This window comes from Streptomyces sp. NPDC001732 (assembly GCF_053596315.1).
This window is the reverse complement of the sequence record NZ_JBSFFY010000028.1, coordinates 69,432-92,619: the sequence shown is the minus strand read 5'-3', so window position 1 is coordinate 92,619 and position 23,188 is coordinate 69,432. Positions and strand designations below refer to the sequence as shown.

At 69.9% G+C, this 23,188-nt stretch carries 20 protein-coding genes; 6 read left to right on the top strand and 14 right to left on the bottom strand.

Annotated features, from left to right (window positions below):
- The first annotated feature begins 40 nt into the window (after positions 1-40).
- Positions 41-460, top strand: coding sequence for an immunity 49 family protein (locus ACWCXX_RS24570; RefSeq protein ID WP_451130637.1), 420 nt, complete (start codon positions 41-43; stop codon positions 458-460).
- Here ACWCXX_RS24570 and ACWCXX_RS24565 read toward each other — a convergent pair.
- The 8 genes from ACWCXX_RS24565 to ACWCXX_RS24530 form a co-directional block, all read right to left on the bottom strand.
- Complete coding sequence (locus tag ACWCXX_RS24565; RefSeq protein ID WP_451130635.1) at positions 376-987, bottom strand: response regulator; 612 nt, start codon at positions 985-987, stop codon at positions 376-378. The genes ACWCXX_RS24570 and ACWCXX_RS24565 overlap by 85 nt on opposite strands.
- A complete protein-coding gene (locus ACWCXX_RS24560) occupies positions 984-2,168 on the bottom strand; it encodes a sensor histidine kinase (RefSeq protein ID WP_451130633.1) in 1,185 nt (394 codons plus the stop codon). The genes ACWCXX_RS24565 and ACWCXX_RS24560 overlap by 4 nt, the downstream gene beginning before the upstream one ends.
- Entirely contained in the window at positions 2,165-2,905 is a 741-nt protein-coding gene (locus tag ACWCXX_RS24555; RefSeq protein ID WP_451130631.1) for an ABC transporter permease, read from the bottom strand. The genes ACWCXX_RS24560 and ACWCXX_RS24555 overlap by 4 nt, the downstream gene beginning before the upstream one ends.
- The gene (locus tag ACWCXX_RS24550) at positions 2,902-3,837 is read right to left on the bottom strand and encodes an ABC transporter ATP-binding protein (protein ID WP_451130629.1); all 936 of its coding nucleotides are present in this window, start codon (positions 3,835-3,837) and stop codon (positions 2,902-2,904) included. The genes ACWCXX_RS24555 and ACWCXX_RS24550 overlap by 4 nt, the downstream gene beginning before the upstream one ends.
- Positions 3,838-4,239: 402 nt before the next feature.
- Entirely contained in the window at positions 4,240-6,378 is a 2,139-nt protein-coding gene (locus ACWCXX_RS24545; protein WP_451130627.1) for a hypothetical protein, read from the bottom strand.
- A gap of 175 nt (positions 6,379-6,553) precedes the next feature.
- The gene (locus ACWCXX_RS24540) at positions 6,554-6,988 is read right to left on the bottom strand and encodes a DUF6113 family protein (RefSeq protein ID WP_451130625.1); all 435 of its coding nucleotides are present in this window, start codon (positions 6,986-6,988) and stop codon (positions 6,554-6,556) included.
- The gene (gene mshB / locus ACWCXX_RS24535; protein WP_451130623.1) at positions 6,985-7,884 is read right to left on the bottom strand and encodes an N-acetyl-1-D-myo-inositol-2-amino-2-deoxy-alpha-D-glucopyranoside deacetylase; all 900 of its coding nucleotides are present in this window, start codon (positions 7,882-7,884) and stop codon (positions 6,985-6,987) included. The genes ACWCXX_RS24540 and mshB overlap by 4 nt, the downstream gene beginning before the upstream one ends.
- A gap of 144 nt (positions 7,885-8,028) precedes the next feature.
- Positions 8,029-8,223, bottom strand: coding sequence for a hypothetical protein (locus ACWCXX_RS24530; RefSeq protein ID WP_148839028.1), 195 nt, complete (start codon positions 8,221-8,223; stop codon positions 8,029-8,031).
- Positions 8,224-8,395: 172 nt separating this feature from the next.
- Here ACWCXX_RS24530 and ACWCXX_RS24525 point away from each other — a divergent pair, with 172 nt between their 5' ends.
- Complete coding sequence (locus ACWCXX_RS24525; protein WP_451130621.1) at positions 8,396-10,531, top strand: prolyl oligopeptidase family serine peptidase; 2,136 nt, start codon at positions 8,396-8,398, stop codon at positions 10,529-10,531.
- Positions 10,532-10,669: 138 nt separating this feature from the next.
- Here the strand turns inward: ACWCXX_RS24525 and ACWCXX_RS24520 are convergent, their stop codons facing one another.
- From ACWCXX_RS24520 to ACWCXX_RS24495, 6 genes are all read right to left on the bottom strand, one after another.
- The gene (locus ACWCXX_RS24520; RefSeq protein WP_451130619.1) at positions 10,670-11,695 is read right to left on the bottom strand and encodes a hypothetical protein; all 1,026 of its coding nucleotides are present in this window, start codon (positions 11,693-11,695) and stop codon (positions 10,670-10,672) included.
- 197 nt (positions 11,696-11,892) lie between these two features.
- Entirely contained in the window at positions 11,893-13,092 is a 1,200-nt protein-coding gene (locus ACWCXX_RS24515; RefSeq protein ID WP_451130617.1) for an ABC transporter ATP-binding protein, read from the bottom strand.
- Positions 13,082-14,059: an ABC transporter ATP-binding protein gene (locus ACWCXX_RS24510; protein WP_451130615.1), complete on the bottom strand. Its 978-nt coding sequence runs from the start codon at positions 14,057-14,059 to the stop codon at positions 13,082-13,084. Before ACWCXX_RS24510 ends, ACWCXX_RS24515 begins: the two co-directional genes overlap by 11 nt.
- Before the next feature lie 13 nt (positions 14,060-14,072).
- On the bottom strand, positions 14,073-15,047 hold the full coding sequence (locus tag ACWCXX_RS24505) for an ABC transporter permease (RefSeq protein WP_451130613.1): 975 nt from the start codon (positions 15,045-15,047) through the stop codon (positions 14,073-14,075).
- The gene (locus tag ACWCXX_RS24500) at positions 15,040-15,963 is read right to left on the bottom strand and encodes an ABC transporter permease (protein WP_451130611.1); all 924 of its coding nucleotides are present in this window, start codon (positions 15,961-15,963) and stop codon (positions 15,040-15,042) included. The genes ACWCXX_RS24505 and ACWCXX_RS24500 overlap by 8 nt, the downstream gene beginning before the upstream one ends.
- A 109-nt stretch (positions 15,964-16,072) precedes the next feature.
- The gene (locus ACWCXX_RS24495) at positions 16,073-17,704 is read right to left on the bottom strand and encodes a peptide ABC transporter substrate-binding protein (protein WP_451130609.1); all 1,632 of its coding nucleotides are present in this window, start codon (positions 17,702-17,704) and stop codon (positions 16,073-16,075) included.
- A gap of 473 nt (positions 17,705-18,177) precedes the next feature.
- On the opposite strand from ACWCXX_RS24495, the gene ACWCXX_RS24490 reads away from it, so the two are divergent.
- The 4 genes from ACWCXX_RS24490 (at position 18,178) to ACWCXX_RS24475 (ending at position 23,167) form a co-directional block, all read left to right on the top strand.
- Positions 18,178-19,203, top strand: coding sequence for an ABC transporter permease (locus ACWCXX_RS24490; RefSeq protein ID WP_451130607.1), 1,026 nt, complete (start codon positions 18,178-18,180; stop codon positions 19,201-19,203).
- Between the two features lie 74 nt (positions 19,204-19,277).
- Positions 19,278-21,062 carry an ABC transporter substrate-binding protein gene (locus ACWCXX_RS24485; protein ID WP_451130605.1) on the top strand — a complete coding sequence of 595 codons (1,785 nt, stop codon included), beginning with the start codon at positions 19,278-19,280 and terminating at the stop codon, positions 21,060-21,062.
- An 87-nt stretch (positions 21,063-21,149) separates the two neighbouring features.
- A complete protein-coding gene (locus tag ACWCXX_RS24480) occupies positions 21,150-22,130 on the top strand; it encodes an ABC transporter permease (RefSeq protein WP_451130603.1) in 981 nt (326 codons plus the stop codon).
- Between the two features lie 71 nt (positions 22,131-22,201).
- Positions 22,202-23,167 (top strand): ABC transporter ATP-binding protein, encoded by a 966-nt coding sequence (locus tag ACWCXX_RS24475; protein ID WP_451130667.1) that lies wholly within the window; start codon positions 22,202-22,204, stop codon positions 23,165-23,167.
- Positions 23,168-23,188: the final 21 nt, after the last annotated feature.

The following is a 23,188-nucleotide window of genomic DNA, read 5'->3' as shown; positions in this document are numbered from 1 at the left end:
ACACGGCGGAATCGGCCGTTCCCCACCCGCCCCCGGGGCCGTGCGGGTCGCCGACGAAGAACCGACGTCGAAGATTCTTTATCCGCCGCTCGAACTCTTCCACCGCTACCAGCGCCAGGAAGCCCAGCAGTTCAACGCGGCGCTGGTAGACGCTCTCACCTGGCACGAGGAGTACTGGACCACAAACGAGGCGCGCTGCCTGAGCAGCGACGGCCTGGTTGCCCTCGGTCCGCTCGCCATCGCCTGCATGGCCCATGATGCCGACATGCCGATCGAGGTCGAGTTCGAGTACCTGCCCATGGCTCTTCTGAAGCGTATTTGGGTGGGCGAATTCCCCCTGAGTCCCGGCCGAAGCCGGACCACCCACCACCCGAACTACAGCCAGCCCTTTTCGCGGGCTATGCGGACCGCCTCCGCGCGGTTGCGGGCCGCCAGTTTCTGGATGGCCATGGAGAGGTAGTTGCGCACCGTTCCCTGGGACAGGTGGAGGGCGTCGGCGATCTCCGCGTTGGTGGAGCCGTCCGCCGCCACCCGCAGTACGTCGCGTTCGCGTTCGGTGAGCGGGCTCGCTCCGTCGGCGAGGGCCGCTGCCGCGAGTGTGGGGTCGATGACGCGTTCCCCGGCGAGCACCTTCCGTACCGCTGCGGCCAGTTCGGCGGCGGGGGCGTCCTTCACCAGGAAGGCGTCGGCGCCCGACTCCATGGCCCGGCGCAGATAGCCGGGGCGGCCGAAGGTGGTGACGACGACGACCTTCACGGCCGGCAGTTCGCGCCGCAGGACCGCCGCCGCGTCGATTCCGGTCATGCCCGGCATCTCGATGTCCAGGAGTGCCACATCGATGTCGTGCGCGTGGGCGGCGGCCACCACCTCGTCCCCGCGGGCGACCTGGGCCACCACCTCGATGTCGGGTTCCAGGCCGAGAAGCGCCGCCAGGGCCTCGCGCACCATGGACTGGTCCTCGGCCAGGAGGAGTTTGATCGTGCTCATTCGTCGGATCCTAGGCCGGAACCGAGCGGAACGGTCAGGGTCAGTGTGAAGCCTTTGCCCGAACCCGAGCCGGACTTGCCCGACCGGGTGGTCAGCGTGCCGTCGACCGCGGCGAGGCGTTCGCCGATGCCGGTGAGGCCGTTGCCCGGTTTGGTGCCCGAGGCGCCGGTCCCGTCGTCCGCGACGGCGAGTTCGAGGACCTTGCCGTCCAGGGTCTGGCGCCGGACGAGGGTGACCGTGCAGTGGCGGGCGCCGCTGTGCCGTACGACGTTCGTGACGGCTTCCCGCAGCGCCCAGGCGAGTACCTCCTCCGGCTTCTCGGGGAGGTCGTCGGGGGCCTCGGTCGGGACGTCGGCCACGATGCCCGCGGCGGTCAACGCCGTACGGGCACCGGCGAGTTCGCCGGGGAGGGTGGGGCGGCGGTAGCCGGTGACCGCGCTGCGCACGTCGATCAGGGCCTGGCGGCCGACCTGCTCGATGTCCGCGACCTGGGCGGCGGCCTGCTCCGGATGGTCGGGGAGCATCCGGCCGGCCAGCTCGCTCTTGAGCGTGATCAGGGAGAGCGAGTGGCCGAGCAGGTCGTGCAGGTCACGGGCCAGTCTGAGCCGCTCCTCGTTGGCGGCGAGCTGGGCGACGGTGGCGCGGGCCTCGCGCAGCTCGATCGTCGTACGGATCAGCTGGCGCACCCCCGTCATCGAGAACCCGCCGAGCAGCGCGGGAAAGATCAGGGCCGTGATGATCTCGCGGGGGTGGTCGTCGGTCAGCCCGATGACCACCAGGACCGCCGTGACGGCGGGGATCAGCCAACGGGCCGTCCGCAGCGGCAGGGTGGCGCCGACGGAGACCGACACGTACACGAAGAGCACCAGCCACGACGTGCCGAGCGTCAGGGCGAGGACAGTGGCGAGGAGGCCGAGGAAGGCGATCGAGGCGTGGACGACACGTCGGTCCAGGGGCCTGCCCGTGTGGCGGAAGACCAGGACCAGATAGGCCCCCACGAAGGTCAGCAGACCGAGCGCGCCCAGGGCCGTCCCCCACGGGGTGTGACGGCCGCCCGCCAGGTCCCGGACCGGGGCGCTCATGAACGCGAGCCAGATGCCGACCCAGAGCAGCTTGATCCAGAACTGCTTGCGGTTCGTGGGCGGGTGCCCGGTGTCCACCGACGTCTCGTCGTCGTTCACGCCTTCAGGGTGTCCTTCCGGTAGAGCAGGGCCGCACTGCCCATGAAGATCAGGAAGTAGGCGCAGAGGATGGCGACGTCCTTGCCGTGCGGCGCACCGCCCATCTCGATCGCCTGGCCGAGAGAAGCGTACGCGTGTGTGGGCAGCCACTCGGAGATGTCCTGCAGCCACTGCGGGAAGGTCGCGCTGGGCATCCACAGCCCGCCGAGGACGGAGAGCCCGAAGTAGATGATCATCGTGAGCGGGCGGACCGCGTCCCCGCTGGCCAGGTAGCCGATGGCGACCCCGAGCGCGGCGAAGACCAGCGAACCGGCCCAGATGACCCCGGTCAGCGCGAGCCACTGCCAGGGCTCCACCCGTACGTTCTTGGCGAGGGCGGCGACCAGGAAGACCACCACGATGCAGGGCAGGGTGACCACGGCCGCACCGGCGATCTTCGCCAGGACGTAGCCGCGGCTGGGCAGTGCGGTGAGCCGCAGCTGCCGGACCCAGCCCTTCTCCCGCTCCTTGGCGATGCGTTCGCTGTTGCCCATGAGAACGGCGGTCAGCGCGCCGAAGGAGGCCATCGAGACCATGAAGAAGGCCTGGAAGGTGAGGTCGGTGTGCGGGATCCGGTCGGTGGTGTTCTGGGTGCCGGAGATCAGCAGGTAGAGCACCGACGGGTAGATGATCGAGAAGAACATGAACTTCTTGTTCCGCAGGGTGCGGGTCACTTCGAGCCTGATCAGGGTGTTCATGCGGTCCTGGCCTCCTCGGCCTCGGTGATGGCGACGAAGGCCTGTTCCAGGCCGAGTCCCGCGACTTCGAGTTCGCGCGGGTAGAGGCCGAGCCCGTAGAGGGCGTGGACGGTCGCGTCGGCGTCGTGCGACTGGATGCGGACGCGGTTGCCTGTGACGTCGAGCGCGGAGAGGAACGGCAGGCCGCGCAGGGCCGTTTCGTCGACCGGGTCCTCCAGCTCGAAGGAGATCCGGCGGGCCCCGGCCTTCGCCTTGATCTCGGCGGCGGTGCCGTCGGCGAGCAGCCGGCCCTTGTGGAGGACGAGCACGCGGTCGGCGATCGCGTCGGCCTCCTCCAGGTAGTGGGTGGCGAACAGGACGGTACGGCCCTGCCCGGCCTGCTCGCGCATGGTGGCCCAGAACGCCTGGCGGGCGGTGACGTCCATGCCGGTGGTCGGCTCGTCGAGGACGATCAGGTCGTTGGCGCCCGCGGTGGCGAGCGCGAAGCGGACGCGCTGCTCCTGGCCGCCGGAGAGCTTGTTGACCATCCGGTCGGCGATCTGCGCGACACCGGCGCGGGACAGCACCTCGTCCACCGGGTGGGGCCTGGGGTGCAGGGCGCAGCCGAGACGGACCAGTTCCTCGACGGTGACGTCCTCCATCAGGCCACCGGTCTGGAGCATCGCACCGACCCGGCCCGCGGCGATGGCGGCCTGCGGGGTCGTGCCGAAGACCTGGACCGTGCCGGAGTCCGCGGTGCGCAGACCGAGCAGCAGATCCAGGGTGGAGGACTTCCCGGCACCGTTCGGGCCGAGGAGCGCGACGGTCTCCCCGGGGTGCAGTTCGAGGGTGAGTCCGTCGACGGCGCGCACCTCGCCGTACGCCTTGCTGACCTGATCGAAGCGGACCGCGGCGGTCCTCGCCCCGGTGGCCTCGGCTGCTGTCGTTGTCATGCGCCCAGCGTGGCGGAGGGCGGGGTGCGTGCGGCAGGGCCGCCGGTCGTGGAAACGGGATGACAGATGTCACGCCCGGGGTGTGACTGCGCGACAGAACGAGACGGGGTGGGTGGGGTAGGTGGGGTGGCGCGGGGTGTTGTCGGGCGTGGGCCGTTCCGGCGGGCGTTTTACGGAGGTGGGGCCGTTCCGGCGGGCGTTTTACGGAGGTGGGGCCGTTCCGGCGGGCGTACGGGCCCGTTCCGGCGGGCGTACGGGCCGTTCCGACAGGCGTACGAGGCGTTTCCGACAGGCGTACGGACCGTTCCGACAGGCGTGGGAGCGTACCTGGCAACGGCGCCGCCCCCGGCCGGTGGGTCCGGACGGGGGCGGGCGGGTGGTGCGGTTCGGTGTATCGGGCGGTCAGCCGTTGCCACCGAGGTCGATGACTGCGGTCCGCTCGGCGGTCGTCTTGCCGAGCAGTACGCCCTGCATGGCCGCCGCCACGTCGTCGGCGTTCAGCTGGTGCTTCTTGCCGTCACCCTTGGTGATCATGACACCGTCGAATACGCCCCCGCACAGGCTGTCGATGGCCTTCTTGTCGTAGTGCGGGACCAGCTTCCCGTCCACCGGCACCATCGAGAGGATCTGCGGCAGCGACTTGAGGGGGCCGAACTGGATCTCCTCCGGCCCTGCCTTGATCGTGACCACGTCGGACATCGCGGGCTTCGCGAACTCCTTCATCGCCCGGTCCAGTTCGGCCTGGCCGATGGTGGGCTCGCGCGTGGTGACGGGCAGTTCAACGACGTTCGACCGGCCGGTCTGCACCTGGGTGCGGTACGCGTCGCGGACCGAGATCATCGACTGATTGACGTCCAGTGCCTTGCCCGCCTTGCCGGGTACGGCGGTGACCTTGCCCGGCTCGAACTTGATCGTGCCGTCGCTGGCCGAGCCGGAGACGCCCGCCAGGTCCGTCAGCGCGACGCCGAGCTTCTCCTCGTCGACCGGGATCACCGGGTCGACGGTGCGCTTGCTGCCGAACAGGGAGCCGATGACGGAGACCGGGTTGTAGTCGCTGCCCGCCGCGGAGCGCACGGTCTCCTGGCTGTCCAGGGCGAGCCCCGCCTTGTCCGGCACGAGTTCGGTCTTCTTGCCGGCCACGGACAGCTGGAGAGGGGCCTCGGCGCGCTTGCCGAGGGCCGCGTTCAGCTTCGCGACACCGTCCTCCTTCGTGCCGCCGCCGATGTCGACGCCGAGGACGGTGGTGCCCTTGGGGACTTCGGAGTGGTTCATCAGCAGTCCGGCGCCGTACGCGACACCGACCAGGCCGACGACGCCCACGCCGAGGAGGACCAGCTTGGAGCGGCCCTTCTTCGCGGGCGCGGACGAGGACGACGAGGAGGCCGGTTCGGGACGGGTGGGCGCGGCGGGACCGCCGGGACCGGCGGGGCCGGTGCCCATCGGGTCGCTCGGGCCGCCGGACGCCGAACCGATCCGATCGCCGAGACCGGGCGGGGACGGGAACAGGGAGGCGGGCCGGCGCTCCGGCGGAACGACGGGGATGCCGCTGGTGAGCGTGTCACCGGAGACGTTGCCGTCGGGCCCTGCCGGGGCCGGGGCCGCGAACTGCGGCGTCAGCACCGCCGTGTCGTCCGACATCCGCGGCGGCACACCGCCACCGGCGCCGGGGGCGGCCGGGCCGTCGAGGTCCGGGGTGAGGGACGACGTACCGGCGACCGGCCCCGTGGTGGGACCGGCGGGAGGCTGCGTACGCACGCCGAGGTTCGGCGTGGCGTGCGGGCCGCCCGTGGGAGCGTCGGAGCCGAAGTCGTCGCCGTCGAGGCGGGGGACGCCCTGGCCGCCCGTGTGCTGCGGACCGTCCGAGAAGTACGGCAGGTCGGGGCGGGGCGGGGTGGGCGCGGGACGGTCCGCGCCGTTGGCCGGGCCGCCGCCGGAGGGGCCACCGAGAGGCGCGTTGCCGCCGAGGGTGCCGCCGCCCCCGACCGGACCGCCGAGGGGTGCGTTGCCGCCGAGCGTGCCGCCGAGGGGTGCGTTGCCGCCGAGCGTGCCGCCGCCGGAGGGCGCGGGATTCGAGGTACTGGTGAGGGGCTTGCGCGGAGCGAACCAGTCGCTGCTGCTCTGCTCCTTGGCCGACTTCTCGGCGGCCTGTTCGGCCGTCGCGGCACCCGTCCGCGCCTCGGCGCCCGGTGCGGTCTCGGACGTGTCCGGGGCGCCGTCCGACGCGGGCTGGGCGGGGCGCGGAACACTGCCCGTGCGCTCGACGCCCTCCGTGTCGGCGTCGCCCACGGGCGTACGCATGACGACGGGCGGGATGGGGCGCGACCCCGGGATGTTGATCCGGATGCGCGTCGTCAGCGTCGTCTCGGTCTTCGGTTCGTCGGACCGAGGCGGGTCCGCAGGCTCCGGGGCCCCCTCCGGTGCGTCCTGCGAAGGGTGCGGCGACGGATACTGGCGGGATCCGTACGGCGGAGTCCCCGAAGGGTACGCGGCTCCTCCGCGCCCCTGGGGCCCGGAGGACGAACTGTCAGTTTCACGACTCAAAGCAGGTTCTCCCGATTGGCTCCGCCGCCCGTACTTCCCCCATGCCGCAGGCCAGGGGACGGCTCGGCGCGCGAACCACCATACTGGCCGCCACCGGCAGACACCCCGCGACCGGGGGAAACGGCCGGGTGGCCGCCGGAAGGACAAGGGGCATTACGGGATCGGACGTGGCACATTACTTGCCGGGTCGGCCGCTGTCGGCGCCCCGCAGAAGCGACCGCGACATGGTGGCACAGATCACAGCGACGACCATTCCGCCGAGCATGAAGAGGATCAGGCCCAGTTCGTCGCCGAAGACATAGTCGCCCTCCGGCCGCCCACCGAGCAGAACAACGATCGAAATCAGCCAGCCCGCGGCGGGTGCGAAGGCGCCGGTCTGGGTGTCGAAGACCCGGCGCCCGCCGTAGAAGAGACCGGCGGCGGCCAGCAGTGCGAGCAGCAGTCCGGCGGGGAACCAGGCGGCCTGGACGAGCGCCCCGGTGATCCCGACGAGCGCGCCGAGCAGGGCGAGGCCCACGTAGACGGCGATCCGCCCGGCGTTGACGGGGGCGGCGAGGCCGGTGGCCGCGGAGCTCCCGGAGCGCGGCGCGCGCTGCTGCCCGCCGCTCATCGCTCCGCTCCCGCCACACCCGCGAACAGATCGTCCTCCCGGGCGCCCCGGGGGGCTCCGGACTCACCGCGCACCAACTCGTAGTACTCGGTGGTGAAGACGGGCTGGCCCAGGTCGTTGGAGAGGGCGAAGAACGGGCCGTCCACGGCGATCTGCGTGGCGTGCGCCGCCATCGCCGCGCTCTTGGCCGCGGCGTGGGCCGAGCCGTCGATCCGCGTGGTGACCGACGCGTCGTCGACCACGCCCGGCACGTCGTCGAGGGCGGCGATTCCCGGGAAGGCGTCCGGCGCCGTGGCCCGCAGGCGGGCGAAGCCCTCCTCGGCGACCGAGCGCGGCACCCGGTTCCAGTAGATCTTGGCGATGGCGTGCGGGGCGCCGGACCCGGCGCGGTACGCGGGATCGGCGGCGAGGTCCGCGGCGCGCATCGCGACCCGGTGCGCCTGGATGTGGTCGGGGTGGCCGTAGCCGCCGTCGGGGTCGTAGGTGACGAGGACCTGCGGGCGCGCCTCGCGGATCACCTCCACCAGGTGTGCGGCGGCGTCGTCCACGTCGGCCGACCAGAAGGCGCCGGGGCGGTGGTTCTGCTCGGCGCCCATCATTCCGGAGTCGCGGAAGCGGCCGGGGCCACCGAGGAGCCGGTGGTCGGTGACCCCCAGCTCCTTCATCGCCGCGGCGAGTTCGCCCTGCCGGTACGGGCCCAGGGCATCGTCCCGGTCGGAGGCGAGATGGGCGAGGGCGGGCGGGATGATCTCGCCCTCCTCGCCGAGTGTGCAGGTCACCAGGGTGACCTGGGCGCCTTCGGCCGCGTACTTGGCCATGGTGGCGCCGTTGTTGATCGACTCGTCGTCGGGGTGCGCGTGCACCAGGAGCAGACGCCGGGCGGGATGGTCCGTCATGGGGAACACCCTACGAGCCGGGCGGACCGATCACCGCCCGCGCACCGTACGCGCACCCACCGCACACCGGACACCCACCGACGACGCACCGGCCGTCCACCCGCGGACAGGGCTCGGAACCGGCCGTCCACCCACGGGAAGGGCTCAGAACTTGATGCCGCCGATCATGCCCGCCACGTTCGTGGTCAGCTCCGAAATGGTGGGAGCGATCGACGAGCTTGCGAGATAGAAACCGAGCAGCGCGCAGACCACCGCATGTCCGCCCTTCAGTCCGGCTTTCCGGATCAGCAGGAAGACGACGATCGCCAGCAGCACCACCGCCGAAATCGAGAGTGCCACGGCGGTTCACCTCCATCAGTTCCATCAATACGGTCGGGACGGGCAGCACACGGAGCCAGCAGGTTCATACCCACCGAGCGCTACGGATCATAACTATCCGTGCCAACGCATTGTTCGGAGCACAGCAGCACGAGGGGCGCACGACCGGACGGTCGGGGGCTAGGTTCGACCCATGACTTCGCAGAAGATCTCGTTCCCCCGCCAACACGCCAGAACGATGCGTTTCAGCCTCGGCGCACCCCGCGCCTTCACCGTCTCCCCCGACGGGGAGCGGGTGGTCTTCATCCGCTCGGAATCGGGTACGGACCGGTCGGGCCGGCTGTGGGTCATGGACCTGCCGAAGGGCGGTACGCCGCAGGAACGCGTGGTCGCCGACCCCGTTGCCCTGCTGGGCGGTTCGACGGAACGGCTGTCGGCGCAGGAGCGGGCCCGGCGCGAACGCAGCCGCGAGGGCTCCTCCGGGATCGTCGGCTACGCGGTCGACGCGGCGGCCGAGTTGGCCGCTTTCGCACTCTCCGGGAAGGTGTACGTCGCCGAACTGAGGGCGGGAACGGCCCGCGCACTGCCGGTTCCGGGCCCGGTGATCGACCCTCGACCGTCACCGGACGGACGACACGTCGCATACGTGTCCAAGGGTGAGCTGCGCGTCGTGGGCGCGGAGGGCGACGGGGACCGGGCGCTCGCCGAACCGGACGGGGAGAACGTCTCGTACGGCCTCGCGGAGTTCGTCGCGGCCGAGGAGATGCAGCGGTCGCGGGGCTTCTGGTGGTCGCCCGACTCGGACCGGCTGCTGGTCGCCCGGGTCGACGACAGCCCCGTGCAACGGTGGTGGATCGCCGACCCCGCGCACCCCGACCGCAGGCCCGCCGAGGTCGCCTACCCGGCGGCCGGAACGCCCAACGCCGAGGTGCGGCTCTTCGTCGTGGGCCTGGACGGCGCCCGCACCGAAGTGGTCTGGGACCGGGCCCGCCACCCCTACCTGGCCCAGGTGCACTGGTCGTCGGACGGTGCGCCGCTGCTGCTCGTCCAGGCCCGGGACCAGCAGAGCCAGCTCTTCCTGGCGGTGGACACGGAGACCGGTGCGACGCGGACGGTGCACGTCGACGAGGACCCGGTGTGGCTGGAAATCTTCCCCGGGGTGCCGGCCTGGACGCCGGACGGACGGCTCGTGCGGATCGCCGACGAGGGCGGGGCCCGGGTGCTCGCGGTGGGCGACCGGCTGCTGACCGGGGCGCAGTTGCAGCTCCGGGCGGTCCTGGACATCGGGGAGTCCGACATCCTGGTGTCGGCGTCGGCCGGTGCGGAGGCCGCGGTGCCGGAGATCGGCGAGACCCACGTCTACCGGGTCAACGAGCTGGGTGTGGAGCGGGTTTCCGAAGGGGCCGGAGTGCATTCGGCGGTGCGCGCGGGCGGGGTGACGGTGCTGGTCTCCCAGGTGCCCGACCGGCCGGGCGCCCGTGCCGAGGTGTTCCGGGACGGCAAGTCGGTCGCCACGGTGGCGGACCACGCCGAGCGGCCGGTTCTCTCCGCTCGCGCCCACCTCACGGAGGGGGGCGCACGGCGAATTCCGTGCGCCGTGCTGCTCCCCGAGGGGTACGACGAGTCGGACGGCCCGCTTCCGGTCCTGATGGACCCGTACGGCGGGCCGCACGGCCGCCGGGTGCTCGCCGCCCACAATCCGCATCTGACCTCGCAGTGGTTCGCGAACCAGGGCTTCGCGGTCGTGGTCGCGGACGGCCGGGGCACGCCGGGGCGTTCACCGGCCTGGGAGAAGGCCATCAAGGACAACATGGCCCGGACGGTGGTGGACGACCAGATCGAGGCGCTGCACGCGCTGGCCGACCGGTTCCCGCTGGACCGCGGCAAGGTGGCGATCCGCGGCTGGTCGTTCGGCGGGTACCTGGCGGCCCTGGCCGTGCTGCGTCGGCCCGATGTGTTCCACGCGGCGGTGGTGGGCGCGCCGGTGACCGACCAGCGGCTCTACGACACCCACTACACCGAGCGTTACCTCGGCGACCCGGCGAAGCAGCCCGAGGTGTACGCGCGCAACTCGGTGATCACGGACGAGGGGCTCTCGGAGGCCGCCGACCAGGTGCGGCCGATGATGATCGTCCACGGTCTGGCGGACGACAACGTGGTGGTCGCGCACTCGCTCAGGCTCTCGTCGGCGCTGCTCTCGGCCGGACGCCCGCACGAGGTGCTGCCGCTCAGCGGGGTGACGCACATGACGCCGCAGGAACAGGTGGCGGAGAACCTGCTGCTGCTCCAGGTCGACTTCCTGAAGCGGTCGTTGGGCCTGAACGGGTAGGCCGCCCCGGCCCCCGGGCCAACCGCCCCGGCCATCACGTACCGCCCCGGCCGTCACGTACTTCCGGGGCGGTCGGCCCGGCCTCACCGGCCCGGCCTCACCGGCCGGGCGGAAGGGGTGCTTCCGGACGGCGGTCCGTCACCAGCCGGGCGGCGGCTGGGACGGCGGCGGCGGGCCGAAGGCGCCGGGCTGCGGATGGCCGTACCCCTGCCCGTACCCCGGTCCGTAGCCCGGCTGGGGCGGGCCGGGGACGTCGGCGGGGCCCGGCAGGGACATCGCCAGCAGCGCCACGGCGCCGACCGCCAGCTCGAAGAACGAGGTCAGCACGAGGAGTTGCTCCTCCACGAGCATCCCGCCGAAACGCGTCAGCATGTCGTGGTGCACGGAGCGGGCCACGCCCAGCACCCCGCCGAACAGCAGCAGCCCGGCGGCGATCAGGCCGAACGGCCGCGCGTGCGCGGCCCGGGACAGCGCGCTCACCGCCGCGAACAGGCAGCACAGCACCAGGAGCACCGTGAACCAGCCGGGCGGCGGGTCGGTCAGCCCGTGCGGAATCCGGTCCCCGCCGATGTACCAGTCGGGGTAGATGTCGAAGGGGGCGTCGGAGAACCGCACCGCCTGGCGGATCTCCCAGGCGGTCATGACCGCCCCCGCCGCGCCGAGGGCCAGGAAGGCGATCACGCCCGCACCCTGCCCCGGACGGGCCGGGAGACGCTCGGAGGGGTCGCTCGGCGCCCTGCGGCCGGCCCCGGCGGTGATGATCAGTGCGATGCCCGCGGCGAGCGCCACGAAGGCGCTGAGCAGGGCGCGGGTGCGGAGGTCGTCGGTGTACCGGGCGGTCGGCCCCGTGTCGCCGATGATCCAGAGCCCGGGGAGCCGCATGGCGATCGTGACCGCTCCGGCCGCGACCAGTGCGTGGGCGGCCACCGACGAACGCAGGGCGGCGACGGCCGCGGCGAGGTACACGAGGAGCAGCACCACGTCGTAGGCCGAGGTGGCGGGCGGCACCCGAAGCTGTGCGTCGTAGTAACCGGCCCAGTGCTGCCACAGCCGCACGGGCTCGTCGACGGCCCCGACGTCCCGTACGATCCAGCCCGCGACGATCGCCGCGAGCACCGCGCAGAGAACGGCGCCGGTGACCCTTGCCCCCCGAGTGAGTATCACGCGAGCGATCCTCCACCGTCGGTGCGCTTTCGAACAAGGGGTTCGTCCGCGTGGTGCGCGAACGGGCAACCGGCCGGGAGGTCGTGCGGGCTCCCGGCCGGTCCACGGCACCCGCCCGGCCGTACGCCGACCATGCCGGCCGGTTCGTGTGTCGGACGCGGGACGGCCGGGTTGCCGCCGGGTCGACGCGCCCCGGGTCAGAGGACCCGGCTGCTCCCGGACGGCGGAGCCCCACCGCCACCGCCCTTGTCCTCGGCTTCGTCCCCGTCCGCAGCACCCTCCCCGTCCGCAACGTCCGGCGCACCCGGCGCGCCCTCCGCACCCGTCTCGTCCGGCGTCTCCAGCAGTCCCTCCGGCGGCACCACCTGCTTCTCCTCCGCGAAATGGCAGGCGGAGTCGTGCTCGGCCGGAGAATCCGTCAGCCGGAAGACGGCCGGGACCGCCAGCAGCGGCACCTCCAGCTCGCACCGCTCCTGCGCCTTCCAGCACCGGGTGCGGAAGCGGCAGCCGGAGGGCGGGTTGGCCGGCGAGGGGACGTCGCCGTGCAGGATGATCCGCTCCCGGTGCTCGCGGGCCGCCGGGTCCGGCACCGGGACGGCGGACAGCAGCGCCTGGGTGTACGGGTGCGTGGGGTGCTCGTAGATCTGCTCGTCGGAGCCGATCTCCACGATCCGGCCCAGGTACATCACCCCGACCCGGTCGGAGATGTGCCGGACGATCGACAGGTCGTGCGCGATGAAGACGTAGGCGAGCCCGAACTCCGCCTGGAGCCGGTCCAGCAGGTTGACGACCTGCGCCTGGACGGAGACGTCGAGGGCGGAGACGGGCTCGTCCGCCACGATGATCTCGGGGTTCAGGGCCAGCCCCCGGGCGATGCCGATGCGCTGGCGCTGGCCGCCGGAGAACTGGTGCGGATAGCGGTTGATGTACTCCGGGTTGAGCCCGACGACGTCCAGCAGTTCCTGGACCTTCCTGCGCCGCTCGCCCTTCGGGGCCACCTCGGGGTGGATCTCGTACGGCTCCCCGACGATGTCGCCGACGGTCATGCGCGGGTTGAGGGAGGTGTACGGGTCCTGGAACACCATCTGGATGTTGCGGCGCACGGCCTTCAGGGCGCGCCCCGACAGCTTGGTGACGTCCTCGCCCTTGTACCTGATCGCGCCGGCCGTCGGCCGTTCCAGGTGCACCAGCATCTTGGCCACGGTCGACTTGCCGCAGCCGGACTCCCCCACGATGCCGAGCGTCTCGCCCGCGGCCAGGTCGAAGGAGACCCCGTCGACCGCCTTGACCGCGCCGATCTGCTTCTTGATCAGGATGCCCTGGGTCAGCGGGTAGTGCTTGACCAGGTCGCGGACCTCCAGGATCGGCTCGCCGCCTTCGCGCGCTTCAGCGTGCATCGAGCGTCTCCTTCCAGAAGTAGCAGGCGCTCCTGCGGTGCTCGGCCACCTCGAACAGCGGCGGCACCTCGTCCCGGCAGATGTCCTGGGCCATCGGGCAGCGCGGGTTGAAGGCGCACCCGGGCGGGATGTGCAGCAGGTTGGGCGGCAGGCCCTTGATCGCGTACAGCTCCCGCCCCTTCTGGTCCAGGCGCGGGATCGACCGGAGCAGGCCCCTGGTGTACGGGTGGGCGGGCGCCCGGTAGATCTCGTGGACGGGGGCGGACTCGACGATGCGGCCCGCGTACATCACGGCGATCTTGTCGGCGACGTCCGCGACCACGCCCAGGTCGTGGGTGATCAGGATCAGGCCCATGTTCAGCTCGCGCTGGAGCTCGGCGAGCAGGTCCATCACCTGGGCCTGGACGGTCACGTCGAGGGCGGTGGTGGGTTCGTCCGCGATGATCAGCGAGGGCTCCAGCGCCATCGCCATGGCGATCATGATGCGCTGGCGCATGCCGCCGGAGAACTGGTGCGGGTAGTTCCCCACGCGTTCCTTCGCGGCCGGGATGCGGACCCGGTCCATCAGCTCGACGGCCTTCGCCCGGGAGTCCTTGCGGGACATCCCGCGGTGCACCTCGAACATCTCGCCGAGCTGCTGGCCCACGCTGAGCACGGGGTTGAGGGAGGAGAGCGCGTCCTGGAAGATCATGGCCATTTCCTGGCCGCGGATCCTCCGGCGCTCGTCCTGCTTCATCGTCAGCAGGTCGCGGCCCTTGAAGAGGATCTCGCCGCCGCCGATCCTCCCCGGGGGCATGTCGAGGATGCCCATGATCGCCTGGGCGGTGACGGACTTTCCGGAGCCGGACTCGCCGAGGACGGCCAGCGTCTCGCCCTCCGCCACCGAGTAGTCGACCCCGTTGACGGCCTTGGCCACGCCGTCGCGGGTGTGGAACTCCACGTGCAGATCGCGCACTTCGAGCAACATGGCAGCGGGCTCCTCAGCGCAGCTTGGGGTCGAGGGCGTCGCGCACCGCGTCGCCGAGCATGATGAAGGCGAGCACGGTGATCGCCAGGGCTCCGGCGGGCCAGAGCAGCATGTGCGGGGCGTTGCGGATGTACTGGGAGGCGGCGGAGATGTCGATGCCCCAGGAGACGGCCGGCGGTTTCAGGCCGACGCCGAGGAACGAGAGAGTCGCCTCCAGTGAGATGTACGTACCGAGTGCGATGGTCGCGACGACGATCACCGGGGCGATGGCGTTCGGGGCGATGTGGCGCAGCAGCATCCGGGTGTTGGAGGCGCCGAGCGCCCGCGCCGCCTGCACGTAGTCGTTCTGTTTGGCGGTGATCACGGAGCCGCGGGAGATGCGGGCGATCTGCGGCCAGCCCAGCAGCACGATGAAGCCGATCACCGGCCAGACGGTGGAGCTGGTGACCACGGAGAGGAAGACCAGGCCGCCGAGGACCACGGGGATGCCGAAGAAGACGTCGGTGACGCGGGAGAGGACCGAGTCCCACCAGCCGCCGAAGAAGCCGGCCAGGCCGCCGAGCACCCCGCCGAGCAGGGTGACGCCGAGGGTGGCGCAGACGCCCACGGTGACCGAGTTCCTGGCCCCGTAGACGGTCCGGGTGTAGACGTCGCAGCCCTGCCCGTCGAAGCCGAAGGGGTGGCCGGGCTGGGAGCCCTCCTGGGCCTTGCCCAGGTCGCAGTCGAGGGGGTCCTGGTCGGCGATCAGCGAGGGCCAGATCGAGATGATCACCAGGAAGAGGATGACCAGGGCGGAGATGATGAAGACCGGGTTGCTGCGCAGGTCCCGCCAGGCGTCGGACCAGAGGCTGCGAGGCTTCGCGGCGGGGCCGGTGCCCCCGGGTCCGCCCGGCGTCCTTTCGAGGGTCGTGCCCTCCTCCAGGGCGAGATCCATCACACCTCCCGCTCCGGCGGACGAGATCGCCTCGTCCGGTGTCTGCTCAGGCATAGCGGATCCTCGGGTCGAGTACGGCGTACAGGAGGTCGACGATCAGGTTCGCCGCCAGGAAGACGAGGACCAGGATCGTGACGAAGCCGACGACGGTCTGGGAGTTCTGGCGCAGGATGCCCTGGTAGAGCTGGTAGCCGACGCCGTGGATGTTGAAGATCCGCTCCGTGACGATCGCCCCGCCCATCAGGGCGCCCACGTCGGTGCCGATGAAGGTGACGACCGGGATCAGCGAGTTGCGCAGCAGATGCCGGACGACGACGCGGCGCCGGGGCAGGCCCTTGGCGACGGCGGTGCGGACGTAGTCGGCGCGGGCGTTCTCGGCGATCGAGGTGCGGGTGAGCCGGGTGACGTAGGCCAGGGAGACCGAGGCGAGGACGAGCCCGGGGATCAGCAGTTCGTTGAGGGGGGCCTCGGGCGAGACGGAGGGTTTGATGACGCCCCATTCGACGCCGAGCAGGAGCTGGAGCAGCAGGCCGGTGACGAAGGTCGGTACGGAGATGACGACCAGGGTCAGGACGAGCACGGTGGTGTCGACGGGCCGGCCGCGGCGCAGCCCGGTGACGACGCCGAGGCTGATGCCGATGACGATCTCGAAGACGATCGCCACGACGGTGAGCCGGATCGTGATGGGGAAGGCGGTGCCCATCAGCTCGGTGACCTTCTGCCCGTTGAAAGCGGTGCCGAAGTCTCCGGTGAAGACATTGCCCATGTAGGTGAGGTATTGCTGCCACACGGGCTTGTCGAGGCCGAATTCCGAACGGAGTTGGGCCGCGGTCGCCGGGTCGCACTGGCGCTCGCCGCAGAGACCCGCGATGGGGTCGCCCATCACGTTCACCATGAGGAAGATCAGCAGCGTGGTGCCGAAGAAGACCGGGATCATCTGCAGCAGCCGCCGGATCACATAACGTCCCATGAAGGGCTCCGGAGGTCGCGGGGGTCAGGGGCTCGGGGGTGACGCGTCGGGGGACGGTGAGGCCGGGTGGCCGGCGCGTTCTGGGCACCGGCCACCCGGCCTCGACGCGTCACTTGACCTTGATCTGCTCGTACACCGGGACGCTGAACTGGTTCAGCGAGACGTCGGAGATCCGGTCCGAGTAGCCGGCGCTGCCGTTCTGGTACCAGAGCGGGATGACGGGCATCTGGTCGGCCAGGACCTTCTCGGCGTCCTGGAAGGTCGAGATGGCCTTGGCCTTGTCCGTCTCGGCGTTGGCCTTGTCGATCAGGCCGTCGAACTCCTTGTTGCTCCACTTGCCGTCGTTGGACGAGGCGTCGGTGTAGTACAGCGGCTGGAGGAAGTTCTGGATGAGCGGGTAGTCCATCTGCCAGCCGGCCCGCCAGGCACCGGTCAGCTTCTGCTGGGAGGCCTGGCTGCGGAAGTCGGCGAAGGTGCCGATGGGGCCGCCTACGCACGCCTTGTTGTTGCCCATCGCCTTGTTGATGCTGTTGCAGATGGCGTCGACCCACTCCTTGTGGGAGCCGGTGTCGGCGTTGTACGAGATCTTGAGCTGGCCGCCGGGGATGCCACCGCCCTCCTGGACCAGCTTCTTGGCCTTCGCCGCGTCGTACTCGCAGGGCGCGCCGCACAGCCCCTCCTTGAAGCCGCCCTTCGCGCCGAGGACCGGGGAGGTCCAGTCGGAGGCGGGGGTGCGGGTCTTCTGGAAGATCTGGTCGGTGATCTGCTGCCGGTTGATCGCCATCGACAGGCCCTGGCGGACCTTGATGCCGCCGGGGGTGTTCCACTTCTTGTCGTAGAAGGGGAAGGCGAGGGTCTGGATGATGCCGGCCGGGGTGTTGATGTAGCGGTCGCCGAGGTCCGCCTTGACGTTCTTCAGCTGCGAGGCGGGCACGTCGTCGACGAGGTCGAGGTTGCCGGCCGTCAGGTCCGTGTAGGCGGTGTTGTTGTCGGTGTAGACCTTGAGGTCGATGCCGCCGTTCTGCGCCTTGTCGGCGCCGGGGTACTCGTCCCACTTGCGCAGGCTCATCGAGGAGCCCTTGGTGTACTTGTCGACCTGGTACGGGCCGTTGCCGATCGGCTTGGACACCCAGGCGGCGTGGTCGGTGAAGAACGCCCTGGGCAGCGGGGCGAAGGCCGGGTAGCCGAGGGTGTCCGGCCAGAGGGAGAACTTCTGCGACAGCTTGACCGTGAAGGTCCGGTCGTTGACGGTCTTCAGGCCGGAGAGCGTCGTCGCGGTGGCGGCGCCGGAGTCGGGGTGGACCTTGTCGTAGCCGTCGATGTAGCCGAAGAAATAGGCGTTCTTCTGATTGTTCTTCAGCAGGGCGCCGTAGTTCCAGGCGTCCACGAACGACTTCGCGGTGACCTTCTCGCCGTTGCTGAAGGTCCATCCGTCCTTCACGGTGATCGTGAAGTTCTGGTTGTCCTTGGTCTCGATCTTCTCGGCGAGCATGTTGTCGGCCGCGCCGGTCTTCGGGTCGTACCTCTTGAGTCCCCGGAAGATCATGTCGAGGACCTTGCCGCCCTGCACCTCGTTGGTGTTCGCCGGTTCGAGCGGGTTCTGCGGGTCACCCCAGGAGGAGCTCACGATTCCGTCGGCCCCACCGCCGCCACTGCTGCTGCCCCCTCCGCCGCATGCCGTCGCCGCCAGGGCGACGACCACCGCACATGCGGCCCACCTGGCCTGTGTGGCTCCGCGCATGGAGTGCCTCCTCTTCGTGCTCCGTCTCACTTGGGGTCAAATATCACCGCACAAGGGACATAGTGCACATTTGCTCCACCCATTCGGGCGCATCGGACCCCACCCGAGTGGCACCGCGCGACCGGCTCCGGTCCGCCCCGCCGCACCCGCCGTGCGGCGGAGAGATAACGGCCGCGCATCGAATGCGCATCGTCCGCGAACCCGCCCGACCGGATGTACGGATTCCGAGACAACCCCGCCCGCATATCGGACTCATTGCCGGAATTCGGCCGCTAAGTCGCGAACATGTCTTCGAAAAAGCAAAGTGGAAGCAAAGCCACGCCCTATTCAAGGCAATGAATTGGCAAAGTTCTTAAAGAGCATCCCAAGGGCCTCGGACATTCATTGACCCTGCATGAATTGCGTTGAAAAAGTCCGGGTAGCCCGTAGGTGTTGCCCTGCGGAGTCCTTCGACCCTCCGGGCCAGGAGCACCATGACGATTCCAACCCCGCAAGCAGCCGCCCCCGTTGAGGCGGAGGATGCGAAGCAGGCGATACCCGCCCCGGCCGCGTCCAAGGGCGGCGACGGCCGGTCCCCGGGCAAGATGGCCTGGCGGCGCTTCAAGCGCGATCGTACCGGCGTGATTTCGGCCTACGTAGTCATTTTCTTCTTCGTGGTCGGCATCTGCGCACCGCTGATCGCGAAGCTGTACGGCAAGGACCCGTACACGACGTACGGGCAGAACGAACCCGGCCTGCTGGACGACTTCGGCTCCCCGATGCTGCCCAACGGCGGTATCAGCGGCGACTTCTGGTTCGGCATCGAGCCCGGACTCGGCCGGGACGTCTTCACCTTCCTGCTCTACGGGATCCGCAACTCCCTGCTCATCGCCGCCGCAACCACCCTGCTGGTGACGGTGATCGGCATCGCCGTCGGCATCACCGCCGGCTACCTGGGCGGGAAGACCGACTACTTCGTGGGCCGGGTCATCGACATCCTGCTGGCCTTCCCCTCCACGCTCTTCTTCATCGGCTTCTGGCCGGTGATGATCTCGATCCTGGTCTCCCCGGAGGAGAACACCCCGGTCTGGCTGACCGTCGTCAGCCTCATCACGGTCATGACCGCATTCGGCTGGGCCTCCATCGCCCGACTGCTGCGCGGCGAGGTACTCGCCCTGCGCGAGCGGGAGTTCGTCGAGGCCGCCAAGGTCACGGGAGCGTCTCCGGCGCGCATCATCTTCAAGGAACTGCTGCCCAACCTCTGGACGCCGATCCTCATCCAGGCGACGCTCGCGCTGCCCCTGTACGTCACCGCGGAGGCCGGCCTCGCCTTCCTCGGTGTCGGACTGACCTCCCCGACACCCGACTGGGGCGTGATGATCCAGCGCGGTTCCGAGGTCTACCAGAGCGACATCACCTTCATGCTCTTCCCCGGCGCCGCGATGGTGATCTTCGTCATCGCCTTCAACCTGCTGGGCGACTCGGTGCGTGACGCACTGGACCCGAAGACCAAGCGCTGAACCGCACTTCCTCCGGCCGGGCGACGGGGCCCACCGGATCGAACGTTTCTCTCCATCGACCAGAGCAGGAAGCCATGTCCCTTTCCCGCAGAAACTTCGTCATCGCCACGTCGGTCGCGGCCGGCGGTTCGATGCTCCTCTCCGCGTGCAGCAGCGGCAGCACGGCCAAGAAGGGCGACAAGGGCGCCGGGCACGGCGGTGCCGACAAGTACACCGGCGCGGTCGTCGTCGGCACGAAGGCCGACTCCACCGGTCCCGCCCCCGAGATCCCGGGCGCGAAGAAGGGCGGCACGATCCGCGGCATCGCCCCGGACGACTTCTCGCACCTGGACCCGCAGCGCATCTACTTCTCGTGGAACTCCGCGGTCGGTGACCTCTTCATCCGCGGCCTGACCGGCTACAAGATCGCCTCGGACGGCTCGATGAAGCTGGTCGGCGACCTCGCCACCGACGCGGGCACCATGTCCGACGGCGGCAAGACCTGGACCTTCACCCTGAAGGACGGTCTGAAGTGGGAGGACGGCAGCGAGCTCACCATCGAGGACGTCCGCCACGGCATCGAGCGCGGCTTCGCCAGCTTCACCACCGAGGGTGCGGGCTACGTCCAGAACGCGCTGGTCGGGCCGGGCGACTTCCGCTCGAAGTACAAGGGCCCGTACGGCGGCAAGCACCTCGACTCGGTCGTCACCGACGCCAAGGCGAAGACGATCACCTTCAAGCTGGCCGAGCCCCGCCTGGACCTCAACTTCACCCTGGCGATGAACTCCTACGCCGCCGTCCCGGTCAAGGGCGACACCAAGGAGAAGTACGACAAGGACCCGGTCAGCTGCGGCCCGTACCGGATCAAGGCGCACGCCGTCGACAAGTCGATGACGCTGGTGCGCAACCCGCACTGGGACCCCAACACGGACTCGATCCGCAACGCGTACCCGGACAGCTTCGTCTACGAGTTCGGCCCCGAGTCCCTCCAGGCCACCGACCGCCTGATCGCCAACGACGGCGACGACCAGTACGCGGTCATGGCGTACAGCGGCGTCCCGGCCGAGCGCATCCAGAAGGTCCTCACCGACCCCGAGCTGAAGAAGCGGACCTTCAACGGCCTGCTGACCGGCATCTACTACTACGCGATCAACACCAAGCGGATCACCGACGTGAAGGTGCGTCAGGCGCTCATCCACGCCTGGCCGCTGGAGCAGATCCGCAAGATCTACGGTGGTCCCTCGGCCGGTGACTACGCGACCTCCATCCTCAGCCCCGACATCCTCGGCTACGCCAAGGACGACGTCTACGGCAAGCTGAAGAAGCCGATGGGCGACCCGGAGGCGGCGAAGAAGCTGCTGAAGGAAGCCGGCAAGGAAGGCCAGAAGGTCGTCTACGCCTTCCCGCAGAGCAACACCTACGACAAGACCAAGGTCGTCATCGAGAACGCCCTCAAGGCGGCCGGTTTCGACCCGGTCATGAAGCAGCTGGACTCCACCAGCTACTACGACCAGATCCAGCAGATCGACAACAGCTTCGACGTGATGTGGTTCGGCTGGTCCCCGGACTGGCCGACCGGCTACACCCTGATGCAGCCGCTCTTCGACGGCAGCACGATCGCCAACGGCGCGAACAACATCTCGCAGCTGAACGTCGACTGGGTCAACGAGGCCATCAAGAAGAACAACCTCATCGCCGACCCCGCGGAGGCCGGCAAGGCCTGGGCCGCGCTGGACAAGCGGATGATGACGGAGGAGGCGCCGATCATCCCCGAGACGTTCCAGCGCCGCTTCTACCTCCGCGGCGAGAAGGTGGGCGGCGCCATGTTCCACCCGCTGTTCTCCTCGGCCGTCTTCTACAAGCTGTTCGTGAAGGCCTGACGCCGACACTCCCGAGGCGGGGCGCCCCCGTGGCGCCCCGCCCGCCCCTCTCCCCCTCGTCGGCGTCTGCCAGGGAAATCCATCGCCATGTTCCGCTTCCTCATCCGCCGGGCAATCGGCGCACTGGTCATCCTGCTGATCATCAGTGTCATCACCTTCGTCCTCTTCTACATAGCGCCCCGCGACCCCGCCCGTGCCGCCTGCGGCAAGGTGTGCACCCCCGAGACGCTGGCGCTGGTCAAGCACAACCTGGGCATCGACGACTCGCTGCCGGTGCAGTTCTGGCACTGGCTGCAGGGTGTGTTCGTGGGCCGGGAGTACCAGTCCTTCGGCAACTGCCCGGCTCCCTGCCTCGGTTACTCGTTCCACAACCGCGAGCCGGTCCTCGGCACGATCATCGACCGCTTCCCGACGACGCTCTCCCTCTCCATCGGCAGCGCCTTCGTCTTCGTGATCTTCGGTGTGGGCACCGGCATGATCGCCGCGGTCAAGCAGGGCAAGGCGCTGGACAAGGTCGCCTCCTCGGCGTCGCTGATCGGCTCCTCGATGCAGATCTACATCGTCGGCGTGGTCGCCATGTACTACCTCGCGGACCAGTGGCACATCCTGAGCCGCCCCAAGGAGGTCCCCTTCACCGAGGACCCCGCCGGCTGGTTCTCCGGGCTGCTGCTGCCCTGGCTGGTACTGGCGCTGATCTTCACCGCCAACTACACCCGCATGGCCCGCTCCCAGCTCGTCGAGACGCTGAGCGAGGACTACGTGCGCACCGCACGCGCCAAGGGCCTGTCCCGGCGGACGGTGTTCTTCAGATTCGCCTGGCGCGGGGCCATGGGCCCGATCGTCACCATCTTCGGCCTCGACCTCGGCGTCCTGCTCGGCGGCGCGATCATCACCGAGAAGACCTTCGGTCTGCACGGCATCGGCGCGCTCTCCATCAAGGCGGTCGCCGACAACGACCTGCCCCTGCTGCTCGGTGTCGTCCTGGTCGCGGCAGGCGCGATCGTCGTCTTCAACATCATCGTCGACGCCGTCTACGCCCTCATCGACCCGCGCGTCCGCCTCGCCTAGGGAGAGACCCCGTGAGCACCCCCTTCCTCTCCGTACGCGATCTGCGCGTGCACTTCTCCACCGAAGACGGCATGGTCAAGGCCGTCGACGGGCTGTCCTTCGACCTGGAGAAGGGCAAGACCCTCGGCATCGTGGGCGAGTCCGGCTCCGGCAAGTCCGTCACCAACCTGACGATCCTGGGGCTGCACCACCCCGACCACACCGAGATCGAGGGCGAGATCCTGCTCGACGGGCAGGACCTGCTGACCGCCTCGGAGCGGGAGCTGGAGCGGCTGCGCGGCAACAAGATGGCCATGATCTTCCAGGACTCGCTGGCCTCGCTGTCGCCGTACCACACCATCGGCCGGCAGATCGGCGAGACGTTCCGCAAGCACACCGGCGCCTCCAAGCGAGAGGCCAGGGCGCGGGCCGTCGAGATGCTCACCAAGGTGGGCATCCCCCAGCCCGACCTGCGGGTGGACGACTATCCGCACCAGTTCTCCGGCGGCATGCGCCAGCGCGCGATGATCGCCATGGCGCTGGTCTGCGACCCGTCGCTGCTGATCGCGGACGAGCCCACGACCGCGCTGGACGTCACCGTGCAGGCCCAGATCATGGACCTGCTCAAGGACCTCCAGCAGGAGACCGGCACCTCGATCGTCTTCATCACCCACGACCTCGGCGTCATCGCCGACATCGCGGACGACGTGCTGGTGATGTACGGCGGGCGCTGCGTCGAGCGCGGTGCGAAGAAGGAGGTGCTGCGGTCGCCCCAGCACCCGTACACCTGGGGTCTGCTGGGTTCCATGCCGAGTCTGGACGGCCCGGTCGACGTGCCGCTGTCGCCGATCCCCGGCTCCCCGCCGAGCCTCCTCAACCCGCCGAGCGGCTGCCGCTTCCACCCTCGCTGCTCGTTCACCGAGCAGGTCGGCGGCGGGCTCTGCGCGAGCGAGCAGCCGCCGCTGGAGCTCACCGCCGGACGCGGTGCCGCCTGCCACCTCACCGCCGAGCAGCGCGCCGAGTTCTTCGCGGACTTCGCCGGCACCCGGCCCAACTGACGTACAAGAGACGGGACTTCC